Annotated in this window: 18 protein-coding genes; 9 read left to right on the top strand and 9 right to left on the bottom strand. The window is 70.6% G+C overall.

Annotated features, from left to right (window positions below; all coding sequences use genetic code 11):
* Positions 1 to 91: 91 nt before the first annotated feature.
* From ACFY1E_RS19505 to ACFY1E_RS19540, 8 genes are all read right to left on the bottom strand, one after another.
* Complete coding sequence (locus tag ACFY1E_RS19505; protein WP_389077395.1) at positions 92 to 1015, bottom strand: LD-carboxypeptidase; 924 nt, start codon at positions 1013 to 1015, stop codon at positions 92 to 94.
* Positions 1012 to 2964, bottom strand: coding sequence for a prolyl oligopeptidase family serine peptidase (locus tag ACFY1E_RS19510; RefSeq protein ID WP_389077397.1), 1953 nt, complete (start codon positions 2962 to 2964; stop codon positions 1012 to 1014). The genes ACFY1E_RS19505 and ACFY1E_RS19510 overlap by 4 nt, the downstream gene beginning before the upstream one ends.
* Before the next feature lie 17 nt (positions 2965 to 2981).
* Positions 2982 to 4286, bottom strand: coding sequence for a M20/M25/M40 family metallo-hydrolase (locus ACFY1E_RS19515; RefSeq protein WP_389077400.1), 1305 nt, complete (start codon positions 4284 to 4286; stop codon positions 2982 to 2984).
* Positions 4279 to 5112, bottom strand: a complete 834-nt coding sequence (locus ACFY1E_RS19520; protein WP_389077402.1) for a M55 family metallopeptidase — start codon at positions 5110 to 5112, stop codon at positions 4279 to 4281. Before ACFY1E_RS19520 ends, ACFY1E_RS19515 begins: the two co-directional genes overlap by 8 nt.
* 492 nt (positions 5113 to 5604) lie before the next feature.
* Entirely contained in the window at positions 5605 to 6330 is a 726-nt protein-coding gene (locus ACFY1E_RS19525; RefSeq protein WP_389077405.1) for a class I SAM-dependent methyltransferase, read from the bottom strand.
* Between the two features lie 181 nt (positions 6331 to 6511).
* Complete coding sequence (locus ACFY1E_RS19530) at positions 6512 to 9007, bottom strand: SpoIIE family protein phosphatase (protein ID WP_389077407.1); 2496 nt, start codon at positions 9005 to 9007, stop codon at positions 6512 to 6514.
* A 154-nt stretch (positions 9008 to 9161) separates the two neighbouring features.
* A complete protein-coding gene (locus ACFY1E_RS19535; protein WP_389077410.1) occupies positions 9162 to 11561 on the bottom strand; it encodes an MFS transporter in 2400 nt (799 codons plus the stop codon).
* A gap of 146 nt (positions 11562 to 11707) precedes the next feature.
* Positions 11708 to 12151: an SRPBCC family protein gene (locus ACFY1E_RS19540; protein WP_389077412.1), complete on the bottom strand. Its 444-nt coding sequence runs from the start codon at positions 12149 to 12151 to the stop codon at positions 11708 to 11710.
* Between the two features lie 178 nt (positions 12152 to 12329).
* Here ACFY1E_RS19540 and ACFY1E_RS19545 point away from each other — a divergent pair, with 178 nt between their 5' ends.
* The 4 genes from ACFY1E_RS19545 to ACFY1E_RS19560 all read left to right on the top strand — a co-directional run bounded on the left by ACFY1E_RS19545 (position 12330) and on the right by ACFY1E_RS19560 (position 16086).
* Positions 12330 to 13373 carry an Rv2578c family radical SAM protein gene (locus ACFY1E_RS19545; protein WP_389077415.1) on the top strand — a complete coding sequence of 348 codons (1044 nt, stop codon included), beginning with the start codon at positions 12330 to 12332 and terminating at the stop codon, positions 13371 to 13373.
* A 135-nt stretch (positions 13374 to 13508) separates the two neighbouring features.
* Positions 13509 to 15104, top strand: coding sequence for an alpha/beta hydrolase (locus tag ACFY1E_RS19550; RefSeq protein ID WP_389077417.1), 1596 nt, complete (start codon positions 13509 to 13511; stop codon positions 15102 to 15104).
* Positions 15105 to 15166: 62 nt separating this feature from the next.
* Complete coding sequence (locus tag ACFY1E_RS19555) at positions 15167 to 15565, top strand: RidA family protein (RefSeq protein WP_389077419.1); 399 nt, start codon at positions 15167 to 15169, stop codon at positions 15563 to 15565.
* Positions 15566 to 15585: 20 nt separating this feature from the next.
* On the top strand, positions 15586 to 16086 hold the full coding sequence (locus tag ACFY1E_RS19560) for a GNAT family N-acetyltransferase (RefSeq protein ID WP_389077816.1): 501 nt from the start codon (positions 15586 to 15588) through the stop codon (positions 16084 to 16086).
* Between the two features lie 7 nt (positions 16087 to 16093).
* On the opposite strand, the gene ACFY1E_RS19565 is transcribed toward ACFY1E_RS19560, so the two are convergent.
* The gene (locus tag ACFY1E_RS19565) at positions 16094 to 16669 is read right to left on the bottom strand and encodes an adenylosuccinate lyase (RefSeq protein WP_389077421.1); all 576 of its coding nucleotides are present in this window, start codon (positions 16667 to 16669) and stop codon (positions 16094 to 16096) included.
* Positions 16670 to 17071: 402 nt separating this feature from the next.
* Here ACFY1E_RS19565 and ACFY1E_RS19570 point away from each other — a divergent pair, with 402 nt between their 5' ends.
* The 5 genes from ACFY1E_RS19570 to ACFY1E_RS19590 all read left to right on the top strand — a co-directional run bounded on the left by ACFY1E_RS19570 (position 17072) and on the right by ACFY1E_RS19590 (position 24594).
* Positions 17072 to 18877 (top strand): 3-hydroxyacyl-CoA dehydrogenase family protein, encoded by a 1806-nt coding sequence (locus ACFY1E_RS19570; RefSeq protein WP_389077423.1) that lies wholly within the window; start codon positions 17072 to 17074, stop codon positions 18875 to 18877.
* 136 nt (positions 18878 to 19013) lie between these two features.
* Entirely contained in the window at positions 19014 to 19832 is an 819-nt protein-coding gene (locus ACFY1E_RS19575; RefSeq protein ID WP_389077426.1) for a TetR family transcriptional regulator, read from the top strand.
* 390 nt (positions 19833 to 20222) lie between these two features.
* Positions 20223 to 21566: a crotonyl-CoA carboxylase/reductase gene (gene ccrA / locus ACFY1E_RS19580; protein WP_389077428.1), complete on the top strand. Its 1344-nt coding sequence runs from the start codon at positions 20223 to 20225 to the stop codon at positions 21564 to 21566.
* A 17-nt stretch (positions 21567 to 21583) separates the two neighbouring features.
* Positions 21584 to 23632, top strand: a complete 2049-nt coding sequence (locus tag ACFY1E_RS19585; protein WP_389077430.1) for a protein meaA — start codon at positions 21584 to 21586, stop codon at positions 23630 to 23632.
* On the top strand, positions 23629 to 24594 hold the full coding sequence (locus ACFY1E_RS19590) for a CoA ester lyase (protein ID WP_115910143.1): 966 nt from the start codon (positions 23629 to 23631) through the stop codon (positions 24592 to 24594). Before ACFY1E_RS19585 ends, ACFY1E_RS19590 begins: the two co-directional genes overlap by 4 nt.
* Positions 24595 to 24597 lie beyond the last annotated feature (3 nt).

Genomic DNA, 24597 nt, shown 5'->3' on the forward strand with positions numbered 1-24597 from the left:
GCTTGTCATGGTGTGACACGCGTCATACGAGGTCAATCGCCCAGACGAGTGTTCTTGACGGATATTCAGTGAAGACGCTCGCCCGTTCGGTTCAGCGAAGGGCGGGCTCGTCGAGCGTCAAGGTGCCCGCGTCGGCGTCGAGTTCGGCCGTCACGCCGAAGGGGATGGTGCACGCGCCCTCGCAGTGCCCGAATCCGAACTCCTCGACGACGGGCACGCCGAGGTCCCCGAGCCGGTCCACGAGGACGGCGCGCACTTCCTCGTAGGGGCCGCACTTCGCCCACGAGCCGAGCGCGATCCCGGTGGCGCCGTCGAGCCATCCACTGCGCAGCAGTTGGGTCAGCATCCGGTCGATGCGGTACGCCCGTTCGCCGACGTCCTCGACCAGCAGCAGCCCACCGCGGGCACCCTCGTGGGCGTGCGGCGTCCCGAGGTCGGAGGTGAGCATGCTCAGGCATCCGCCCAGCGTGACGCCCCGGGCCCGCCCCGCGACCAGAGCGGTCCCGGCGGAGACGAGGGTGCGGACCCGCTCCGGAGCGAACAGGGTGGCTTTGAGGTGTTCCTGCGCCCGGGCGTGCTTGATGAAGTCGATCCCGGCGGCCGCCGGTCCGTGCAGGGTGACCAGGCCCAGCCGGTTGGCAAAGGCCTGGTGCAGGACCGTGATGTCGCTGAAGCCCACGAACACCTTGGGTCCAGCGGCCCGCATCGCCTCCCAGTCGAGCAGGTCGACCATCCGCTGCGCCCCGTACCCGCCCCGCGCACACAGCACCGCGTCCACCGACGGGTCGCACCAGGCGGCCTGCAGATCGGCGGCCCGGTCGGCGTCCGTGCCCGCCAGGTAGTCGAACTGACCGTGCCGGTCCAGCACATGGGGTGCCACCACCGGGTCGAGGTCCCATCCCCGCAGCACGTCGAGACCGGCCTGCACGCGCTCCTCCGGCACCGGACCGCTGGGCGCGACGACGGCCACGCGGGCGCCGGGGGCGAGCCGGGACGGGCGCAGGAGTTCTCTCACTTGGTCAGCTCCAATGTGGGGACACCGCGCGGGTTCAGCCCGAAGACCTGGGCGTAGAGGGAGAGTTCGGACTCCAGGACACGGATCATGGTCTCCGCCCGCCGGAAACCGTGCCCCTCCCCCTCGAAGGCGAGGTACGCGTGCGGCACCCGTCTGCCCTCCATCCGCGCCAGGAACCGTTCGCACTGGGCGGGCGGGCAGATCACGTCGTCCAGGCCCTGCAGCAGCAGGAAGGGCTCGGTGATGCGGTCCGCGTGCTCGGCGGGCGAGCGCTCGGCGTACCGGCCGGGCACCTCGGCGAGCGGTCCCACCAGGGTTTCCAGGTACTGCGACTCGAAGTCGTGGGTCTCCCCCGAGCCCCAGGCGGCCAGGTCGAGGATGGGGTAGAGGATCGTGCCGCAGGCGTAGACGTCAGTGGCGGCGAGGGAGGCGGCCGAGGTCCAGCCGCCCGCGCTGCCACCACGGATCGCGAGCCGCTCGCGGTCGGCGGTGCCCTCGTCCGCGAGGGCGAGCGCGACGGCCGCGCAGTCCTCGACGTCGACCACACCCCACTGCTCCCGCAGCCGGTTGCGGTACTCACGCCCGTGCCCGGTCGAGCCGCCGTAGTTGACCTCGGCGACGCCGATGCCCCGGGAGGTGAAGTAGGCGATCTCCAGGTCGAGCACGAGCGGCGCCCGGCTGGTGGGACCGCCGTGCACCCAGACGACGTACGGCGGCAGCTCGTCGCCGGGCGAGACGCAGCCCGGGTTGTGCGGGGGGTAGACGTGCGCGTGGATGTCGCGTCCGGCGGGGCCGGTGAAGGTGCGGATCTGCGGTTCGGGGTAGTAGGCGGGGTCGACCGCGTCCTGGTGCTCGGCGCCGATCACCCGGGCCCGGCCGGCCCGGGTGTCCAGCTCCACCACCTCGTACGCGCTGCGCGGGCTGGCTCCGACGGTGACAACCCGCTCGCCGAGCACCGCGAGCGTGGACGCGAACTCGGTCCAGGGGCCGGCCGCGTCGACGACCTCGCCGGTCTCGGGGTCGAGGATGCCGAGCGCGGTGGCGCCGCGGCCGTGCACGACGGCGATCAGTCCGCTGTCCAGCGGGGCGAACCAGCGCTGTCCGAGCTTCCACAGCGGCCCGCCGAACTCCTCCTCGCGCGGGCAGAGCGGGACGCCGTCGCGGTAGAGGTTCCACCAGCCGGTGCGGTCGCTGGCGTAGAGGAGGGAGCCGTCGGGGGCCCAGTCCGCCTGGGCGATCGACTCGTCCGGTCCGCCGGCGAGCGTGCGTGTCTCCCGCAGGGTGCCGTCCTCTGCGACCCCGGCCAGGACCAGTTCCGTGCCGTCCCACGGCATCCGCGGATGGTCCCAGGCGAGCCAGACCGCGCTGCGCCCGTCGGGCGAGACACGAGGGCCGGTGACGAACCGGTGCCGGTCGTCGGTGAGTTCGCGTACGGCGTCCCGGTCCTGGGCCGCCGATCCGTCCAGCGGCACCGCGGCCAGGACGCGGCGCACATCTGTGGGCCCGTCGCCGGTGAACTCCTCCAGCACGCACCACACTTCACCGCGCTCGGTCTGCAACTGCGGCTCCACCCAGCGCAGTCCGCCGCCCACGGGCGACACGGGTGTGAGGGGCCGCGGGTCGCTTCCGGGCTCGTACCGGTAGAGCCGCTGGTCGGCGAAGTTCACGAACACCACGAGCGGCCGTCCGGCCACGACCGTACCGGCCCAGGGCTGTCCGCCGTACTCGATGACGCGGCTGCGGACGTCCCACGGTGCGGGCAGCAGCGACTCCTCCCGGCCGTCGGCACGGCGCCGCACCAGGGTGCGGCGGCCGCCCTCGGCGGGCCGTGGCTCGGTCCACCACGCCTCTTCGCCCACGAAGCCCACGTACTCGGGTCGCCCGTCGTGCGCGGCGGCGAGCGCCGCGTCGATGGGCGAGGGCCAGGAACCGTACGGCAGTCTCTGCACGTTCTCCCCCAACTCGCCTAGGCCGTCCGCAGGAAGCGGTCGAGGACGCGGACACCGAAGTGCAGCGCCTCGACCGGGACCCGCTCGTCGACCCCGTGGAACATGGCCTGGTAGTCGTAACCCTCCGGGAGCTTCAGCGGCGTGAAGCCGTACCCGGTGATGCCGAGCCGCGAGAACTGCTTGGCGTCCGTGCCGCCCGACATGCAGTAGGGCACCACTTGCCCCTCGGGCGCGAACTCCTCGACGGCGGCACGCATCTTCGCGTACGTGGGCGAGTCCACCGGCGCCTGGAGGGCCACTTCACGGTGGTGGAACTCCCACTCCACGTCGGGTCCGGTGAGCTGGTCAAGGGTCGTGCGGAACTCGTCCTCGCCGCCGTACAGATACCGCCCGTCGACATACGCGACCGCTTCCCCGGGGATCACGTTGAGCTTGTAACCGGCGTCCAGCATGGTCGGGTTGGCGCTGTTGCGGACGGTCGACTCGACGAGCTTCGCTGCCGGACCGAGCTTTTCGAGCAGCCGGTCGATGTCGTCCAGGTCGACGTCGAGGCCGTAGAGCGCCGCCAGTTCGGCCAGCGCGGCCCACACGGTGGGAGTCGGCCGCAGCGGCCATTCGTGCTCGCCGATGCGGGTGATCGCTGCGGCGAGACGGGTGACAGCGTTCTCCTTGTTCACCTTGGAGCCGTGTCCGGCGCGTCCGCGCGCGGTGAGCTTCAGCCAGGCCGTGCCGCGCTCACCGGCCGCGATCGGGTAGATCTGCCGCCCGCTGCCGTCGTGGAAGGTGAACGCCCCCGACTCGCTGACGCCCTCGGCGCACCCCTCGAACAGCCCGGGGTGCTGATCGGCGAGGAACCCGGAACCGTCCTGCGCGCTGTCCTCCTCGTCCGCGGTGAACGCGACGACGATGTCACGCCGGGGCCGCACGCCCTGCCGCGCCCAGCTCCGCAGCACGGCCAGGATCATGGCGTCCATGTTCTTCATGTCGACGGCGCCGCGCCCCCACACCACCCCGTCGCGGATCTCTCCGGAGAAGGGGTGCACGCTCCAGTCGTCGGCCCGGGCGGGTACGACGTCCAGATGACCGTGCAGGAGCAGCGCGTCGGCGGAGGGGTCGGTCCCCTCCAGGCGCGCGACGACATTCGTACGCCCCTTGGTGCGCTCCAGCATCGTGGGTTCGAGTCCGGCCCCGGCCAGCTGCTCGGCGGCGTACTCGGCGGCGGGCCGCTCCCGGCAGTCGCCGCCGCCGCGGTTGGTGGTGTCGATACGGATGAGGTCGGAGGTGAACTCCACGACCTCGTCCAGTGCCTGCTGGTCAGCCATACTGCTCCTCCACGGCGGCCGAGACGATCGTGGTGACCGCCTTGAAGGTACGGATCCCCTCGTACATCGTCTCGCTGGTGTACGCCACTTTCCGCTCCCCGATCCGGTCGACGCCCGGCACGACGGTGGCGGCCATGGCGAGATGCTCGGCGTCGAATTCGAGCGCGACGGTGAACGGTCCTGCCTGGACGGGCTGGTGACGGACCGCCAGCTGGGCCGCCTCCTTGGCGGCGGCCCGGATGTCGGACGCGGTCCTGGCCGGTGTACGGCACACGGCCGCGTACCGCGACACATGGTCCTTGACGGCGACCTTCAGCGCCTCGGGCGCATACCCGAGGGCGTCCTCGCAGGCCACGTCGTCGCCGGTGACCAGGATGACGGGCACCCCGTACTCGGCGACGACATGCGCGTTGAGCAGGCCCTCACTGGCGCGTACGTCGTTCAGCCACACCCCGGTGATGGAGTTGGCGAGGTAGGTGTGGGCGAGGACGCCCTCCATCCCGGCCCCGGCGTGATAGCCCACGAAGGCGATGCCGTCCACGTCCCCGTGCTGCACGCCCTCGACCATGGAGAGGGACTTGTGCCGCCCGGTGAGCATCTCGGTGCGCTCATCCAGCTGTTCCAGCAGCAGGTTGCGCATGGTCCAGTGGGCCTCGTTGACCAGGACCTCGTCCGCCCCGCCGTCGAAGAACCCCAGCACGGCGGCATTGACGTCCGAGGTGAACATCGAGCGGCACCGCTCCCACTGCGGTGTCCCCGGCAGCACGTCGGCCGGCCAGGTCACCCCCGTGGCGCCCTCCATGTCGGCGCTGATCAGGATCTTCATGATGCGCCACGTTACGCGCCGCGGAGGAAACCGGCCAGGAAGCAGGGGTCAGTGGGGCCGGCGGAACAGGTCCAGCGGCGCCGTCGGGTGCCGCTCCGTGGCCTGAGCGGGTCGGCGTGGCCGAAGCAGAGCTCGCGCATGGCGCCGTCCGGTATGGGGGGCCGCGCGACCGGGCCCCGGCGCCTGGATGATCCGGTGCCTGAATGCAGCCCTGGACCACTGGCTCGCCTCCGACGGCCGCCTCGACCTGGCCGGCCTGCTCGATGAGGCCTTCAGAGCCGGCGTACGAGCCCATGGAGACGTACGGCTCGGCGCCGATCGTGGTGCCCTCGGGGAGCGGGAACTGCGTCGGCCACGCGGCTCCGACCGCGGCAGGGGTGGCACTCGCCGTGCCCGCGCCGGCCGCCGCCGCGAGGGTGGGGCTCTGCGAAACGAGCCGCTGTCCGCGGAAGCGCGCCCGTGCACCCCACCCTCACCTCATGGTGTCGGCCCTCAGCTCGTGCGCCCCGCCACCAGCCACTTGGACGGCAGCGCGATCCGGTTGCCGTCGGGGGCGAACTCCGTGGTGGTCAGCGGGAGTTCGCCGCTCGCCAGGACGGTGAGGCCGGCCGTGCGCAGATACTCCGGCACGGCGTCGTCGGCGACTTCACCGGGGGCGATGCCGTGCTGGAAGATCGGTGCGAGCTTGGCCGGTGGTCCGGTGGGGCTCTGCGCCAGGCCCAGCAGGACGGGCTTGGCGGCCTCGGAGAGTTCGACGAGGAAGACCCGGCCGCGCTCCCCGACCAACGCGGCGATCCCGTCCACCATGGGCTGCCGGTCGTCCGGTTCGGCCTGGTGCAGGACACCGCGCATATAGACGTTGGCATCGCCGATCTCGGCGTGCAGCGTCTCCGTCTCACTCTTCTCGACGGCGTCCAGCACGCGGTACGTCGCCTGTCCGGCGGGGTCGGCGTGCTGGGCGTGCTCGACGGCGGCGGCGGACAGATCCACGCCGACCACACGGCTGAAGCGGTCGGCGAGGAAGCGGGTCTGGGTGCCGTTGCCGCAGCCGAGGTCCACCATCGCCAGGCTGCGATCGGCGAGGTGCGGTTCGAAGAGGCCCAGGTGTATGCCGACGGTCAGGGTGGGCTCCGCGTCCCAGAACACGGCCCCCTGTTCCTCCGGGGCTGCACGCCAGAAGCCCTCCCAGGCCTCCCGGTACCGACTCGTCACGCTCATGACCCACTCCCCAGGGTGCGACGTACTGACCCGTTCAACTGACGGGCGAGTACGGTCTATCGCGCCCTGGTCACGGCTACAAGCGCACGGCGCATTCCTTCACTCCGCATTCGAGCGGCGTACGCCCCCGGGCGCCCCCCTCACACGCCTGATGCGCAGTCAGCATGTGTCTGTCGTCCGGTCAGCGCCGGGGCAGGGTCAGTTCGAACCAGACCGTCTTGCCCGCCTTGGTACGGCTGGTGCCCCACTCGCGGGCGAGGGCGCTGACCACGCGCAGTCCGCGTCCGAACTCCTCCTCCGGGCCGGCGCTGCGCAGGGTCGGCAGGTCGTGGTCGTCGTCGTCCACCTCGCACAGCAGGGTGTCGCCGCGGACGAGCCGCAGTTCGACGGGGCGGCTGTGGGAGTGCCGTACGGCGTTGGTGACGAGTTCGCTGACCAACAGCTCGGCGTTGGGGACGAGTTTGGCCAAGCCCCAGTCGTGGAGCTGTTCGCGGACCACGGCACGCGCGCGGCCGACCTCGATCGGGTCGAGGGCGAGCCGCCACTCGGCGACGTCGTCCGGCTCGATCCCGTTCAGACGGGCCATCAGCAGGGCCACGTCGTCCTTGCGGCCGCCTCGGGTGTTGAGGGCGCGGATGATGGAGTCGCAGGCGTCGTCCATGGAGGCGGCGGGGTGGGCGGCGGACTCGCTCAGGGTCGCGAGACCCACGCCGATGTCCTCGCCGCGCACCTCGACCAGTCCGTCGGTGCACATCACGATGCGGTCGCCGGGCTCCACGCGCACGCGTACCGCTTCGAAGGGCACTCCGCCGACACCGATGGGCGCGCCGGTCGGCAGGTCGAGCAGCTCGCTGCGGCCGTCCTCCGCACGGACCAGCACGGGCGGGATGTGGCCCGCGTTGGCGATGTGCAGTTCGCTCGCGATCGGGTCGTAGACGGCGTACAGACAGGTCGCCAGGTAGGTGTCGCCGAGGCGCTGGGCGAGGTCGTCGAGGTTGCGCAGAAGCTGGGCGGGCGGCAGGTCGAGGGCGGCCATGGTCTGCACGGCCGTACGCAACTGGCCCATCATCGCGGCCGAGTTGAGGCCGTGGCCCATGACGTCCCCGACGACCAGCGCGGTGCGGGCGCCGGGCAGCTTCACGGAGTCGAACCAGTCGCCGCCGACCCGGCCCAGCAGCGTGCCCGGCAGATAGCGGGTGGCGATGTCGCAGCCCGCCATGCGCGGCGGGATGTGCGGCAGCATGCTGTCCTGGAGGGTCTCGGCGACACTCTCCTGGTACGTGTACATGCGCGCGTTGTCGAGCACGAGACCCGCGCGGGCGGCGAGTTCGGCGCCGGTGACCCGGTCCATGTCGTTGAACTCGACGCGCTCGGGGTGGCGCAGCAGGATCATGAAGCCGAGCACCACGTTGCGTGCCTTCAAGGGCACGATCAGCATGGAGCGATTGGTGATGAGCGGCCGGATGTCCCGCTTCTCGAACTGCGAGGCGATGGCGTGGCCCATCTCCTCGCTGATGCGCGGCACCAGGACGGGCTCACCACTGGTCATGCACTGGAAGAACGGCGTGTGCGCCGGGAAGGGCATGGCCTCGCCGACCGGTACGACGTCGTCCCAGCGGCCGGGTTCGTCGGTGTGCTCGAGCGCGACACGGTGCCACATCGTGGTCGTGTCCGGCACACCGTCGGGGAACCCCTCGCCGGCGACGACCTGTTCGCGCAGATAGGTGCCGGCGACGTCGGTGAAGCGCGGGACGACGGCCTTGCTGACCTCGATGATGGTCGTGGCCAGGTCGAGCGAGGTGCCGATCTTCCCGCTGACCTCGTTGAGGAACTCCAGGTGTTCGCGTACGGCGGCGTACTCGAGGTCCTCGGCGTCGTCGGCGAGTTCGTGCGGTACCGGCAGGCCCTGGGCCGCCGCCCGCGCGGCCCGCTCGCGCCGGGCCTTGCGCTCGATGCGCCGCGGGACGCCCCAGTCGGGGGTGACGGGCACCCGGTCGTTCTGGCTGAACTCCAGCACGGGATAGCCCAGTTCCAGGACCTGCGCGACGATACGGGCGCTCTCGTCGACGCTCATGCTGGGCAGGATCTCGGGCAGCCGGCGGGCCAGCTCCTCGGCGCCGGGGAAGTCCGTGTGCAGGGCGAAGCCGGGCGCGATCCGCTCGAACGCCAGGTCCCCTTCACTGCCGTCGGATTCGTCCTGCCGGAGTCCGGCCGTGTCGGCGGCGAGCACGAGCAGCCGCTCGCTCCCCGGGCCCACCAGGGGGTACGCCCACCACAGCACATCCACGCGCGCGTGGATGTCGTCGTGTTCGGGGACGGTGAGCCGGGCGCGGCCCGCTGCCGGGTAGGAGAGCCTGCCGTCCAGCGACGACTCGAGGTCGGGGCCGAGTCCGTCGTACGCACCGTACGACCCGTACGGGCTGATGTCCTCGTCCTCGGGCAGTGCGCCGGAGACGGGCAGGAGGTCCACCGCGGCGCGGCCTATCGCGTCGTCCTTGGGGACTCCGAAGAGCCGGCCCGCGCCCCTGCTCCAGTGGGAGACGAGGCCGTCACGGTCCACCACGACCACGGCCAGCGGGATGCGGCCGGCCGCGGCGGGTTCCGTCGCCGCGCCGTTCCCAGCTCCGCGGCTGGGAGGCGTGTCCCTCTCGGTGCCACGGTCGGTGCCATTGTCCATGGCCCAGGCCCTCTCTCCCCACGGCTCCGCAAGATCTGTGCCGCCTACTCCACCGTACGGCTCCGCCCGGTGGTGATGTGCGGCAATACGGGAATTGGTGCAACGGAGCGGTCCTCGCGCGCGGGGGCGCGCGCCGGAGCGTTATGACACCACGTCAGTCCTCGTGGCCCAGCTGCAGATCCCGCTCGGTGCGGCCGCCTCCCGCAACCCGGAGCACGGTGGCGACCGGCGGGTAACCGGCCGCGATGACGGTGTACTCGCCGGAGGACAGGTCGACGAACCGGAACGTTCCTTCGAGGCCGGTGGTGAGCGTGTCCACCACATTGCCCGCAGCGTCGAGCAGTGTCACGCGAGCGTCCTCGACGGGTCTCCCGCCGCTGGTGCGCACGGTGCCGCGCAGTACGGCGCCGCCCGCGAGTTCGACGTCCTGGCGGGTCTCGCGGGCGGCCTGGACGGTGACCGGGAGCGCGGCCGGGCGGAATCCGGGTGCGCTCGCGGCGAGGGTGTACTCGCCGGCCACCAGCTCGGTGATGACGTAGCCGCCCTCGCGTCCGCTGCGGGTGGTGGCGACGACCTCGCCGCGCACGTCGGTGAGTGTGACCGTGGCGTCCCGCACAGGGCTGCCGTCGGCGGTGAGCACGCCGCCCGCGAGGCGTCCGGCGCCGCCGAGGACGACGTCCAGGTCCACGGGGCGCTCGCCGACGGTGACGGAGACGGCCTGCGGCTGGTGTCCGCCCGCGGCGGCGATCAGGACGTACGACCCCGTGCCGGGCGTGGACAGCGCGTACCGCCCGTCCTCACCGCTGGCGCCCCGCCCGATCTGCTGGCCGGTGGCGTCGATGAGCGTGAGTGCGGCGCGGGGGACGACGGTCCCGTCGGGGTGCTGCACCGTCCCGCAGACGGGGACTCCGGGGGCGTACGACGATCGGGCATGCGGCACCTGGCCGGTCGCGGTGGCCGGTTCCGTTTCGGAGGTGTTGTAGGACACCAGGGGTTTCTCCTTGAGGAAGAACGCGATGAGCAGGCCCAGGGCGAGCACCGGCACCAGGTAGAGGAAGATCCGGGGCATGGCGTCGGCGTACGCGCGGATGTAGTCGTCGCGCAGCGGCGCGGGCAGTGCGTGGACGAGCTGCGGGGTGATGGACTGCGGGTCGGGAAGCTGTGCACCCGCGCGCGTGGGCAGCCGTTTTTCGAGGGCGTCGGTGAGCCGGTCGGCGAAGAGGGTGCCGAAGACCGCGGCGCCGACGCTGCCGCCGATCTGCCGGAAGTAGTTGTTGGCGCTGGTGGCGGTGCCGAGGTCGGCAGGGCGCACGGAGTTCTGCACGGCGAGGATCAGGACCGGCATCACCATGCCGATGCCGGCGCCGAGCACGGCCATCCAGAGGCTGTAGTGCAGCCTGGGCGTGTCGACCTGGAGGCGGGAGAGCAGCCACATGCCGACGGCGGAGACGGCGCTGCCGAGGACGGGAAAGATCTTGTAGCGCCCGGTGTGGCTGATGAGCTGCCCGGAGACGATCGAGGCGCCGACGATGCCGCCCATCATGGGCAGCATCAGCAGGCCCGACTCGGTGGCGGAGGCCCCGTCGACCATCTGCAGAAAGGTCGGCAGATAGCTGGCGGCGCCGAAGAGCGCGACGCCGATCACCAGGCCCACCAGACCGGTGACGTTGAAGACGGAGTCCCTGAACAGCCGCAGTGGGATGAGGGGTTCGACGGCGAAGTGCTCGACGACGAGGAAGAGGACGGTGGCGGCCGCCGCTCCCGCGCCGAGACCGAGGATCGTCCGCGAGTCCCAGGCGTACTCGGTGCCGCCCCAACTGGTGAGCAGGACGAGGCAGGTGGACGCGGCGGCGAGCAGCAGAGCACCCAGCACGTCCAGCCGCGCCCTGGCCTGCGGCTTGGGGAGTTTCAGTACGACGGTGACGACGGCCAGGGTGACCAGGCCGAAGGGGACGTTGAAGTAGAAGCACCAGCGCCAGGAGAGGTGGTCCGTGAAGTACCCGCCCAGCAACGGACCCGCCACGGACGCCAGGCCGAACGCGGCGCCGATCAGTCCCATGAACCGTCCGCGCCGACGTGGCGGCACGATGTCCGCGATGATCGCCTGCACGCCGATCATGAGCCCGCCCGCGCCGACGCCCTGGACCGCGCGGAAGGCGATCAGCTGGTCCATGCTCTGCGCCCGGCCCGCGAGCGCGGCGCCGATCACGAAGACGACGATGGCGAACTGGAAGACGCCCTTGCGGCCGAGCAGGTCGCCGAGCTTGCCGTAGACCGGGAGGCCCACGGTGGCCGTGAGGAGGTAGGCGGTGATCGCCCAGGACATCCTGTCCAGGCCGTGCAGCTCGCCGACGATCTTCGGGAGCGCGGTGGCGACGATCATCTGCTCCAGGGCGGCGAGCAGCAGCGCCAGCATCAGCCCGAGGAAGACCAACCGCACCCGGCGCGGGCTCGACTCGACCGGGCCGGCCGGTCCGACCGGTGCGGCGGCGGCCTGCGGGGGCGCCACGGCGGGTTCGCCCCGCAACTCGCCCTGCGCCGTCGTCCCGCTCACGTACCGCTCCCCTCGCCGCGCTGCCACACAATCCCGCTCAAGGCGGCAACTACGGGCAGGCGCGACGAGTTACGGCGGACCGGTGCGGCGCAGGGAGATCCACTCGACCGGGTGAGGGGCGTCAACGGCCCCCGAGCGGCCGGGACTTACTTCTCGACCTCGGTGGCGAGCCTGGCGAGCACGGCGTCGTAGATCCGGCCGAGGCCCTTGGGCGCGAAGGTCTTCTCGAAGAACCCGCCGATGCCGCCGGCGCCGTTCCAGACGGTGGTCACGACGACGCGGGACTTGCCCTCGCCTGCCGGGGTGACCCGCCAGGTGGTGACCATGGAGGAGTTGCGGTCCTTCTCGACGAGCTCGCCGTCGGTGGGCTCGCTGACCTCCAGGAGGCAGTCGCGCACGCGCTTGCTGGTGGCCTGGAGCTTCCAGTGGACGAGGGTGCCCTCGCCGTCGCCGCCCTCGCGCACCTCGTACTCGCTGAAGTGCTCGGGCAGCAGCTTCGCGCGCGTGCCGCTGTAGTCGGCGAGGGCGTCGAACACCTTCTCCGCGTCTGCCGCGACGACCCGCTCGGTAGTGGCCTCGACCTGCGCCATCGGTTTCCTCCAGGACTTGCTTCTCTCGGGGTTGGGGCAAGCCAACCACCCCCGCCCACGGCCGCCCAAATCGGGGTGGCCGGGGACACCCCCGGGGCTCTCGGGGCGATCGGGAACAGGCCTTGCACGGGAAATCGAACACGTGTTTCACTCGGGGCAGCGCTACCGAGGAGGCGTCATGCGGTGGGAGAACCTCACAGTGGAGTCCGGCGGGCACAGCCGGGCGGCGGACGCCGCGCTGTTCGGCGCGGACGCGGTCGTGAGCCGCACCTTCGACACGCCTGAATTCCGTGGCATCACCTTCCACGAGGTGCGGGCCCGCTCGATCATCAACCGGGTGCCGGGCGTCTCGCGGATGCCCTTCGAGTGGACGGTGAATCCGTACCGCGGCTGCTCGCACGCGTGCGTGTACTGCTTCGCCCGCAAGACGCACACCTATCTGGACCTCGACTCGGGGCTCGACTTCGACTCGCAGATCGTGGTCAAGGTGAACGCCCCGGAGCTGCTGCGCAGCCAGCTCGGCTCGCGCCGCTGGCAGGGCGAGCACATCGCGATGGGCACGAACGTCGACTGCTACCAGCGCGCCGAGGGCCGCTACCGCCTGATGCCGGGCATCCTGTCCGCCCTGCGCGACCACGCCAACCCCTTCTCGATCCTGACGAAGGGCACGCTGATCCTGCGCGACCTCGATCTGCTCGTGCAGTCGGCCCAGGTGACGGACATCGGCATCTCGGTGTCGGTGGGCTTCATCGACACCGAGCTGTGGCGCACGGTGGAGCCGGGCACGCCCGCCCCTGAGCGCCGCCTGGACGTGGTACGCACCCTCGCCGAGCACGGGATCGGGTGCGGTGTGCTGATGGCCCCGGTGATCCCGTTCCTCAGCGACCGGCCCGCCCAACTGCGCGCCACCGTGCGGGCGATCGCGGCCGCCGGGGCCACCTCCGTCACCCCGCTGGTGCTGCATCTGCGCCCCGGCGCCCGCGAGTGGTTCATGGCCTGGCTGGGCCAAAACCACCCGTACCTGGTGCGCCGCTACGAGCGCCTGTACGCGGACGGCGCCTACGCCCCGAAGTGGTACCAGCGCCGGATCACCCGTCAGGTCCACGAGCTGGCACAGGAGTACGGGATCGGCCCCACGCGCGCGGGGATGCCACGGCGGATCCGGCCGCCCGAGGCACCCGAGCCGACGGTGTCCGAACCGACCCAACTCACGCTTATTTGAGAGCATACGAGCGCATCCCGCGACCCAATCGGGTCAAGTCTTGCCAGAACGAGTTCTTCGGGGGCGGCTTTCCGGGACGATGCGGCGAGGACCGTGAGACTCGCGGTCCGAAACCCTCCGTCCTGGGAGGACTGCATGAGAAAACGCGCAGCGGTGCTGTGCGGTGCCGCCGCCGTCGTGGCCGGGAGCTTCACTGCTCTGCCTGCGGGCGCGAGCACCGCGCAGTCCCCGCGAACCGCCCCTGCCGCGGAACTCACCTGGAAGAACTGCGCCACCACGAACTATCCGACGCTCCAGTGCGCATCGCTCGACGTGCCGCTCGACCACCGGGATCCACAGGGGAAGCAGATCACCCTTGCGCTCTCGCGTGTGAAGCACACCGCGCAGAAGAGCCAGGGCCCGCTGCTGGTCAACCCCGGCGGCCCCGGCGGCAGCGGCCTCACGCTCGCCGGATTCGTCGCGAAGTCGCTGCCCAAGGCGGTTGCGGCCCAGTACGACGTCATCGGCTTCGACCCGCGCGGGGTGGGCAAGAGCAAGCCCGCCCTCGACTGCGAGCCGGGCCACTTCAACCCGGTGCGCCCGGACACCGTGCCGAGCACCCCGGCCCTGGAGAAGACCAACCTCGACCGCGCCAAGTCCTTCGCCGCCGCCTGCGGAACGAAGTACCCGAGCCTGCTGCCGTACATCAACACCGTTCAGGCCGTGCAGGACATGGACTCGATCCGCGCGGCCCTGGGCGCCCGCCAGACCAGCTACTTCGGCTACTCGTACGGCACCTACCTCGGCGCGGTGTACGCCAAGCTCTTCCCGCAGCGTGTGAAGCACCTGGTCCTGGACTCGATCGTCGACCCGACGGGCGTCTGGTACGACGACAACCTCGCGCAGGACTACGCCTTCGACGCCCGCCACAAGGCCCTGATGGCCTGGATCGCCAAGTACGACTCGACGTACAGACTCGGCACCGATCCGGCCCGGGTCGAGGCCAAGTGGTACGCGATGCGCAAGGCGGTCGCCAAGAAGCCGGCCGGCGGCAAGGTGGGGGCCTCCGAACTGGAGGACACGTTCATCCCGGGCGGCTACTACAACGGCTACTGGCCGTCCCTGGCCGAGGCGTTCGCGGCGTACGTGAACGACAAGAAATCCGACCCCCTGGTCGAGGCTTACCAGAGTCTGGGCGCCGTCGACGCGTCCGGGGACAACGGCTACAGCGTCTACACCTCGGTGCAGTGCCGTGACGCCTCCTGGCCGCGCGACTGGAACCAGTGGCGCAAGGACAACTGGGCGGTCTACGACAAGGCGCCGTTCATGGCCTGGAGCAACGCCTGGTACAACGCGCCGTGCGCGTTCTGGCCGACGGACTCGCTGAAGCCGCTGCACGTCGCCAACGACAAGCTGCCGCCGGTGCTGCTGTTCCAGGCGACCGACGACGCGGCGACCCCGTACGAGGGCGGCGCGACGGTCCACCGTCTGCTGGCCGGCTCGAGCTTCGTGGTCGAGCAGGGCGGCGGGAACCACGGCATCACGCTGAGCGGGAACGCCTGCCTGGACAAGTACCTGGCGGCATACCTGTCCGACGGCACGGTGCCGCGCGGCGGCGGCCCGATCGACGCGGTGTGCCCGAAGACGCCCGACCCCAAACCGCTGAGCGCCAAGGCGCCGATGAGCACCAAGGCGGCGGACACGTCCGACGGCGGCGCCACGCTGCACGAGCTGATCGGCTTCCGTGGCTGAGCACGACCCGAAGGTGAGGTCCCGTCGGGGGCGTTGTCAGACCCATGGTCCACGATGGACGCATGAGTGAGCTGACCAGGATCACCGCCCCCGACGGGGTCTTCCCCGCCGCGCAGTACAGCCACGTCGTCATGGGCACGGGCCGTTTCGTCGCGATCGCCGGCCAGCTCGCGCTGGACGAGGACGGCAGGCTCGTCGGCGAGGGCGACGCCGAGGCCCAGGCCCGCCAGGTGTTCGAGAACCTCCGCCGCTGCCTCGCCGCCGCCGGGGCGACCTTCGACGACGTCGTCAAACTCACCTACTTCGTCACGGACACGGCGCACCTGCCCGCGATCCGCACGGCCCGCGCCGCCCACATACCCGACGACCGCCTCCCCGCCGCCTCCGCGGTACAGGTCGCCGCCCTGGTCCGACCCGAGTTCCTGATGGAGATCGAAGCCTTCGCGGTGGTGGGCGGGTGAGTGCGCTCCTGGTCCGCGAAATGGCCCTGACGGACTGCGAGCGCGTGGCAGAGATCCGCGTCGGCGGCTGGCAGAAGGCCTACCGGGGGATCATCCCGCAGTCCTACCTCGACAGGATGAGCGTGCAGGAGGACGCCGAGCGCCGCCGCACCCACTTCCTGGAGCGCAGCGCCGAGGTGGTGAACCTGGTCGCCGAGCAGGACGGGGAGATCGTCGGCTGGGTCTGCCACGGCCCGTACCGGGCCGGTGAAGTGCGCACCACGGAGCTCGAGTTGTACGCGCTGTACGTGGCCCCCGAGTCGTACGGCGTGGGCGTCGGGCGGGCACTGACCGAGGAGTCGGTACGGCGGTGCACTGCCGCCGGGCACGCGCGCATGTACCTGTGGGTGCTCAAGGAGAACGCGCGCGCCCGCCGCTTCTACGAGCGGTCGGGCTTCCGCCCGGACGGCGCCGAGGAACCCTTCGAAGTGGACGGGGTCGAGGTTCCGGAGGTGCGGTACGTCAGGGAGCTCGCCGGCTGACGCGGCCTCATCTCTGTCTCGGAATCCGTGCCAGTGCCCGCACCGCCGCCTCCGCCAGGGCCGGATGGGCCAGCGCCTCGTTGAGTACGGGTCTGGCGCGGGCGTCCTCCAGGGCGCCGAGCCCCTCCACACAGGCGAGCGCCACCCGGCGGTACGGGTCGTGCGGGCGCAGCCTGCGCTCCAGGGTGGTGATCAGCGCGGGCACGGACTCGGGGGCGCGCAGCTCCGCGAGGAGCCGCACGGGGTGCAGGGCATAGGCGACACGGAGTTCGTTGGTGGCGAGGGCGGCCGCCGCGCGGGCGGTGCGCGGGTCGTCGAGGCGGGCGAGGGCGTGGGCGGCGGAGGCGCAGCGCTGCGGATCGCGGTGGTTCAGAAACAGGACGAGGGACTCGAAGGCACGCCGGTCACCCGCGAGCCCCAGCCGGAACGCGGCCAGCTCCCTGGCCCACAGCGGCTGCCCGGGCTCGGTGAGCACCCGCGCCAGCTCGTCGGGATCCTCGGTGGCCACGAGACGGTCGAATGCGGCCGTCGCCCCCGACTCCGCCCGTAAACGCTCCGTGAGTGATCGCAACTCTTCGTCCATGACACCGAAGATTAGAGGGGACGCCGATCTCTCGGGACGTACATCACAAACACGGGGACTGGCGCGCTCGTTACCCGCCGGTTAAGCTCAGACGAGCGAGTTACCCACTCGCATCTGCTTACGGCGGCCTGGTGACGCAGCTGCCGTAAGAGCAAGTCGGTTCGGTACATCAGGTACCGCAGCACGACCCGGCCACGGGACAGGGCCGGTCGAATTCACCCACCGTTCGCTCCAGGCGTGTGCACGCCCACGGCGACGGCAGGCACCGGGCGTGTGCGCTTGCAGCCCGGCAACACCCGCATCTCTTTCCCGCACCCGGTGCGCCAGGTCCGGCTTCGGCCGACTTCCCTCGGCGCACCCGGGCGCTCTCCCAGTCGTCACCCTCATGCCTGGAGTCCCGCGATGGCCACTCCCCTGTCCCACACCCCTTCCGCTTCGCTCACGACCATTGCCGTCGTCGGCCTCGGCACCATGGGCACCGGTATCACCGAGGTCCTCGCCAAGGCCGGCCGCGAGGTCGTCGGCATCGACATCAGCGAGGCCGCGGCCGCCAAGGCCGTCGCCACCCTGGAGGCGGCCACCGCCCGCGCCGTGGAGAAGGGCCGGCTGACCGAGCAGGAGCGCGCGGACGTCCTCGCCCGCGTGAGCACCTCCACCGATCTGCGGGCCGCGGCCGACGCCGACCTCGTCATCGAGGTGGCTCCGGAGTCGTACGAGATCAAGCACCAGATCTTCCGCGAGCTCGACGGGATCGTCCGCCCGGAGACCATCCTGGCGACCGGCACGAACGCCCTGTCCGTGACCCGTCTCGCCGCCGACTCGGCCCGTCCGGAGCGCGTCCTCGGCCTGCACTTCTTCAACCCGGCGCCGGCGATGAAGCTCGTCGAGGTCGTCTCTTCCGTCCTCACCGCGCCGACCGCCGTCACCGCGGTCACCAACCTCGCCCTCGACCTCGGCAAGGAGCCCGTGGCGGTCGGCGACCGGCCGGGGTTCGTCGCCGACGGGCTGCTGTTCGGCTACCTCAACCAGGCCGCCGCGATGTACGAGGCCAAGTACGCCTCCCGCGAGGACATCGACGCGGCGATGCGGCTCGGCTGCGGTCTGCCGATGGGTCCGCTCGCGCTGCTCGACCTGATCGGTGTCGACACCGCCCGCACGGTCCTGGAGGCCATGTACGCCGAGTCCCACGACCGGCTGCACGCCCCCGCCCCGATCCTCAAGCAGCTCAGCGAGGCGGGTCTGACCGGCCGCAAGTCGGGCCGCGGCTTCTACACCTACGAGGCCCCCGGCAGCGCCACCGTCGTGCGGGACGCGCTGACGCCGCTGGACGGCGCCGCCCTCACCCCGGGCCGCGAGGTCCGCTCCGTCGGCGTCGCCGGCTCCGGCACCATGGCCTCCGGCATCGCGGAGGTCTTCGCCAAGGCCGGGTACGAGGTCGTCCTCGCCGCCCGCAGCGAGGAGAAGGCGCAGGCCGCAAAGGCCCGTATCGGCAAGTCGCTCTCACGCTCCGTCGACAAGGGGCGGATGACCGCCGAGGCCGCCGCGCAGACCCTCGACCGGATCACCGCAGCCGGCTCCTACGAGTCCTTCGCCGACGTCGACCTGGCCGTGGAGGCCGTCGCCGAGGACCTGGAGATCAAGCAGCAGCTGTTCCAGGCGCTGGACAAGGTCTGCAAGCCGGGCGCGGTCCTGGCCACCACGACCTCCTCGCTGCCCGTGGTCGCCTGCGCCCGCGCCACCTCGCGCCCGCAGGACGTGATCGGCATGCACTTCTTCAACCCGGCGCCGGCGATGAAGCTGGTCGAGGTCGTCCGTACGGTGCTGACGGCCGAGGACGTCCACGCGACGGTCCGCGAGGTGTGTGGACGGATCAAGAAGCACGCCGTCGACTGTGGCGACCGTGCAGGTTTCATCGTGAACGCGCTGCTTTTCCCGTACCTCAACAACGCGATCAAGATGGTGCAGGAGCACTATGCATCTCTTGACGACATCGACGCGGCGATGAAGCTGGGCGGCGGCTACCCGATGGGCCCCTTCGAGCTCCTTGACGTCGTCGGGCTCGACGTCTCCCTGGCGATCGAGAAGGTCCTGCACCGCGAGTTCCGCGACCCGGGCCTGGCCCCCGCGCCGCTCCTGGAGCACCTGGTGGCCGCGGGCTGCCTCGGCCGCAAGACGGGCCGTGGCTTCCGCGAATATGCCCGCCGCTGACGGCGCCGGCGACTGGTTCAGAGGCGAGACGGACTGGGGCGGACTGCTCGGCCCCAGCGGAGGGCCCCCGCCCGCACCGGGCGGGGTAACCCCCGTACATGCGCAACAAGCTGCGCACATGCAGTACGTTCGGGTCATGTCCCAGCCCGCCAAGTCCTCACGTACACCAGCCACGCCCGACGCGCCGGAAAGTGCCGCAGGCAGTCGCGCGGCCGCCCAGCGGCTCAAGATGCGCCGCGAACTGGCGGCCGCGGCGATGGAGCTGTTCGCGACCAAGGGGTACGAGGCGACCACCGTCGACGAGATCGCGGCCGCTGCCGGGGTCGCGCGCCGCACCTTCTTCCGCCACTTCCGCTCCAAGGAAGAGGCGATCTTCCCCGACCACGACGACACGTTGATCCGTGCGGAGGCCGTGCTCAACGCGGCTCCCGCGCACGAGCACCCGCTCGACACGGTGTGCCGCGGCATCAAGGAAGTCATGCGGATGTACGCGGCGCGGCCGGAGATCTCGGTCGCCCGCTACAAGCTCACCCGCGAGGTACCCACCCTGCGCGAGGCGGAGATCGCGTCGGTGGCGCGTTACGAGCGCCTCTTCACCCGCTATCTCCTCGGCCACTTCGACGAGCACGCGCACGACGACGACGCCAACGACGACCCGCTGCTCGCGGAGGTCGCCGCGTCCGCCGTGGTCACCGCCCACAACCACGTCCTCAGACGCTGGCTGCGGGCCGGTGGGCAGGGCGACGTGGAGGCCCAGCTGGACCACGCCTTCGCGATCGTGCGCAAGACGTTCGGGACGGGCATCGGGGCGGGGCGCAGCACCACCACGCCGACCCGGCCGACGGCTCCCGCGGCGGTGTCCACCCAGGGCGAGGTCCTGGTCACCGTCGCCCGCACCGACGCTCCGCTGGACGAGGTCATGCGGACCATCGAGCAGGCGCTGAAGGACCGCTGAGGTCTCTTCCGCCCTGTGATGACGGCCACCCTTCGGGGTGGCCGTTTTGGCATGCCAGAGCCCCTTTTCGAGCAGATTTCAAGCGGCATTCGATCGATCATCGCTCATTTGTTACGTAAAGATTTCACCTGAGAGCGATTGCTGGCACTCAGTGCCTTGCCAGGTGACACGCGGTGTCATACGTTGAAGGAGTCCGGGCGGCCGGCGTGCAGAGACCATGCGTACGCCGGCTGTCCCAACAAGTCATCGACTTGCCCCGCCCGGACGCCTGCGTCACAGGCAACCTCCCGCGCCACAAAGCGCTGCCGCACAGCATGACCGCCGAACCGACGGCACCGACGTAACCCTCAGCGTCCCTCCCTCAGGACGCGTATCGCCGGAGGCAACACCGTGACCACCAAGGACATCCTGGACGCGATCCAGTCGCCGGACTCGACGCCGGCCGACTTCGCCGCCCTGCCGCTCCCCGAGTCGTACCGCGCGATCACCGTGCACAAGGACGAGACGGAGATGTTCGCGGGCCTGGAGACCCGCGACAAGGACCCGCGCAAGTCGATCCACCTGGACGAGGTTCCGCTGCCGGAGCTCGGCCCGGGCGAGGCCCTGGTGGCTGTCATGGCCTCCTCGGTCAACTACAACTCCGTGTGGACCTCGATCTTCGAGCCCCTGTCGACCTTCGGGTTCCTGGAGCGCTACGGCCGCACCAGCGAGCTGGCCAAGCGCCACGACCTGCCGTACCACATCATCGGCTCCGACCTCGCGGGCGTCGTGCTGCGCACCGGCCCGGGCGTGAACTCCTGGAAGCCCGGCGACGAGGTCGTCGCGCACTGCCTCTCCGTCGAGCTGGAGTCCTCCGACGGCCACAACGACACGATGCTCGACCCCGAGCAGCGCATCTGGGGCTTCGAGACCAACTTCGGCGGCCTCGCCGAGATCGCGCTCGTCAAGTCCAACCAGCTGATGCCCAAGCCGGGTCACCTCTCGTGGGAGGAGGCCGCGGCCCCGGGCCTCGTCAACTCCACCGCCTACCGCCAGCTGGTCTCCCGCAACGGCGCCGCCATGAAGCAGGGCGACAACGTCCTGATCTGGGGCGCGAGCGGCGGCCTCGGCTCGTACGCCACCCAGTTCGCGCTGGCCGGCGGCGCCAACCCGATCTGTGTCGTCTCCAGCCCGCAGAAGGCGGAGATCTGCCGCTCGATGGGCGCCGAGGCGATCATCGACCGCAACGCCGAGGGCTACAAGTTCTGGAAGGACGAGAACACCCAGGACCCGAAGGAGTGGAAGCGCTTCGGCAAGCGCATCCGCGAACTGACCGGCGGCGAGGACATCGACATCGTCTTCGAGCACCCCGGCCGCGAGACCTTCGGCGCCTCCGTGTTCGTCACCCGCAAGGGCGGCACCATCACCACCTGCGCCTCGACCTCGGGCTACATGCACGAGTACGACAACCGCTACCTGTGGATGTCCCTGAAGCGGATCATCGGCTCGCACTTCGCCAACTACCGCGAGGCCTGGGAGGCCAACCGGCTCATCGCGAAGGGCAAGATCCACCCGACGCTGTCGAAGACCTACTCCCTGGAGGAGACCGGGCAGGCCGCGTACGACGTGCACCGCAACCTCCACCAGGGCAAGGTCGGCGTGCTGTGCCTCGCCCCCGAGGAGGGCCTCGGCGTGCGCGACGAGGAGATGCGTGCCAAGCACATCGACGCCATCAACCGCTTCCGCAACATCTGAGACACCCGAGGTCATAGATGACTGAGCGTCAGCCCGCCGAAGGTGTGCGGGAGAAGGACCGGCCGTGGCTCATGCGCACGTACGCCGGTCACTCCACGGCCGAGGCGTCCAACGAGCTGTACCGGCGCAACCTCGCCAAGGGTCAGACGGGCCTGTCGGTCGCGTTCGACCTGCCGACGCAGACCGGCTACGACTCCGACCACATCCTCGCCCGCGGCGAGGTCGGCCGGGTCGGTGTGCCGGTCGCGCACCTCGGTGACATGCGCCGGCTGTTCCAGGACATCCCCCTGGAGCAGATGAACACCTCGATGACGATCAACGCCACCGCCATGTGGCTGCTGGCGCTCTACCAGGTCGTCGCGGAGGAGCAGGGTGCGGACATCACCAAGCTCCAGGGCACGACCCAGAACGACATCGTCAAGGAGTACCTGTCCCGCGGCACGCACGTCTTCCCGCCGGGGCCGAGCCTCCGTCTGACGACGGACATGATCGCGTACACGGTCTCCCACATGCCGAAGTGGAACCCGATCAACATCTGCAGCTACCACCTGCAGGAGGCGGGCGCCACGCCGGTCCAGGAGATCGCGTACGCGATGTCCACCGCCATCGCCGTCCTCGACGCCGTACGCGACAGCGGCCAGGTGCCGCAGGAGCGCATGGGCGACGTCGTCGGCCGTATCTCCTTCTTCGTGAACGCGGGCGTCCGCTTCATCGAGGAGATGTGCAAGATGCGCGCCTTCGGGCGGATCTGGGACAAGATCACGCTTGAGCGCTACGGCATCCAGAACCCCAAGCACCGCCGCTTCCGGTACGGCGTCCAGGTCAACTCCCTGGGTCTGACCGAGGCGCAGCCGGAGAACAACGTCCAGCGGATCGTGCTGGAGATGCTGGCCGTGACCCTCTCCAAGGACGCACGCGCGCGTGCCGTGCAGCTGCCCGCCTGGAACGAGGCCCTGGGCCTGCCCCGCCCCTGGGACCAGCAGTGGTCGCTGCGCATCCAGCAGGTGCTGGCGCACGAGAGCGACCTGCTGGAGTACGAGGACATCTTCGAGGGCTCGCACGTCATCGAGGCGAAGGTCGCGGGGCTCGTCGAGGAGTCCCTGGCGGAGATCGAGCGGATCCAGGAGATGGGCGGCGCGATGGCCGCCGTCGAGTCCGGCTATCTCAAGTCGCAGCTCGTCTCCTCGCACGCCGAGCGGCGCGCCCGTATCGAGTCCGGTCAAGAGAAGATCGTCGGCGTCAACATCTTCGAGACGACCGAGCCCAATCCACTCACCGCCGACCTCGACACGGCCATCCAGACGGTTGATCCAGCTGTCGAGGCCCGGGTCATCGCCTCGCTGCAGCACTGGCGCGACACCCGCTACCAGCCGCCCTTCAACCACCCGCGCCCCTGCAAGGCGCTGGAGAAGCTGAAGGAGGCCGCCAAGGGCACCGACAACCTCATGGAGGCCACCCTGGAGTGCGCACGCGCCGGAGTCACGACCGGCGAGTGGGCCGGGGCCCTGCGCGAGGTGTTCGGCGAGTTCCGGGCGCCGACGGGCGTCTCGTCCGCCCCGGTCGCGGTCGCCGCGGCGGAGGGCTCGGCACTGAGCGAGGTGCGCCGCAAGGTGGACGCCACCGCCCGCGACCTCGGCGTCGGCAAGCTGCGCTTCCTGGTCGGCAAGCCCGGCCTGGACGGACACTCCAACGGCGCCGAGCAGATCGCCGTGCGGGCCCGCGACGCCGGCTTCGAGGTGGTCTACCAGGGCATCCGGCTCACCCCCGAGCAGATCGTGGACGCGGCCCTCGCCGAGGACGTGCACGCGGTCGGGCTGTCCATCCTCTCCGGCTCACACGCCCAGCTGGTCCCGGACGTGCTGGAGCGCCTCCGTGTGGCCGGTGCCACAGATATACCGGTGATCGCCGGTGGCATCATCCCCAATGGCGACGCCGAACAGCTGCGGGCCGCCGGAGTGGCCGCGGTCTTCACCCCGAAGGACTTCGACATCACCGGAATCATCGGCCGCATCGTCGACGAGATCCGGAAAGCGAACAAGCTCGACCCCCTGGAGGTCCCCGCATGACCACGCCCGTCAACCGTCTGCGTCCGCGACGCTCCTGCCTCGCGGTCCCCGGGAGCAACCCCCGCTTCCTGGAGAAGGCGCAGGGCCTCCCCGCCGACCAGGTCTTCCTCGACCTCGAGGACGCGTGCGCCCCGCTCGCCAAGCCCGAGGCGCGGCACACCATCGTCAAGTTCCTCAACGAGGGCGACTGGACCGGCAAGACGAGGGTCGTGCGCGTCAACGACTGGACGACCGAGTGGACGTACCGCGACGTCGTCACGGTCGTCGAGGGTGCCGGCCAGAACCTCGACTGCATCATGCTGCCGAAGGTCCAGACGGCCCAGCAGATCGTCGCCCTCGACCTCCTGCTGACGCAGATCGAGAAGACCATGGGCTTCGAGGTCGGCAAGATCGGCATCGAGGCGCAGATCGAGAACGCCCAGGGCCTCAACAACGTCAACGAGATCGCGACGGCCTCCCAGCGCGTCGAGACGATCATCTTCGGCCCGGCCGACTTCATGGCCTCCATCAACATGAAGTCCCTGGTCGTGGGCGAGCAGCCGCCCGGCTACCCGGCGGACGCCTACCACTACATCCTGATGAAGATCCTGATGGCCGCCCGCGCCAACAACCTCCAGGCGATCGACGGCCCCTACCTGCAGATCCGCAACATCGACGGCTACCGTGAGGTCGCCCAGCGCGCCGCGGCGCTCGGTTTCGACGGCAAGTGGGTGCTGCACCCGGGCCAGGTCGAGGCGTCCAACGAGATCTTCTCGCCCTCCCAGGAGGACTACGACCACGCCGAGCTGATCCTGGACGCGTACGACTACTACACGTCCGAGGCGGGCGGCAAGAAGGGCTCCGCGATGCTCGGCGACGAGATGATCGACGAGGCCAGCCGCAAGATGGCGCTGGTCATCTCCGGCAAGGGGCGTGCGGCCGGTATGCAGCGCACGTCGAAGTTCGAGATCCCGGAGGCCTGAGCG

The sequence above is a fragment of the Streptomyces sp. NPDC001604 genome (assembly GCF_042893475.1).
Lineage (GTDB): Bacteria > Actinomycetota > Actinomycetes > Streptomycetales > Streptomycetaceae > Streptomyces.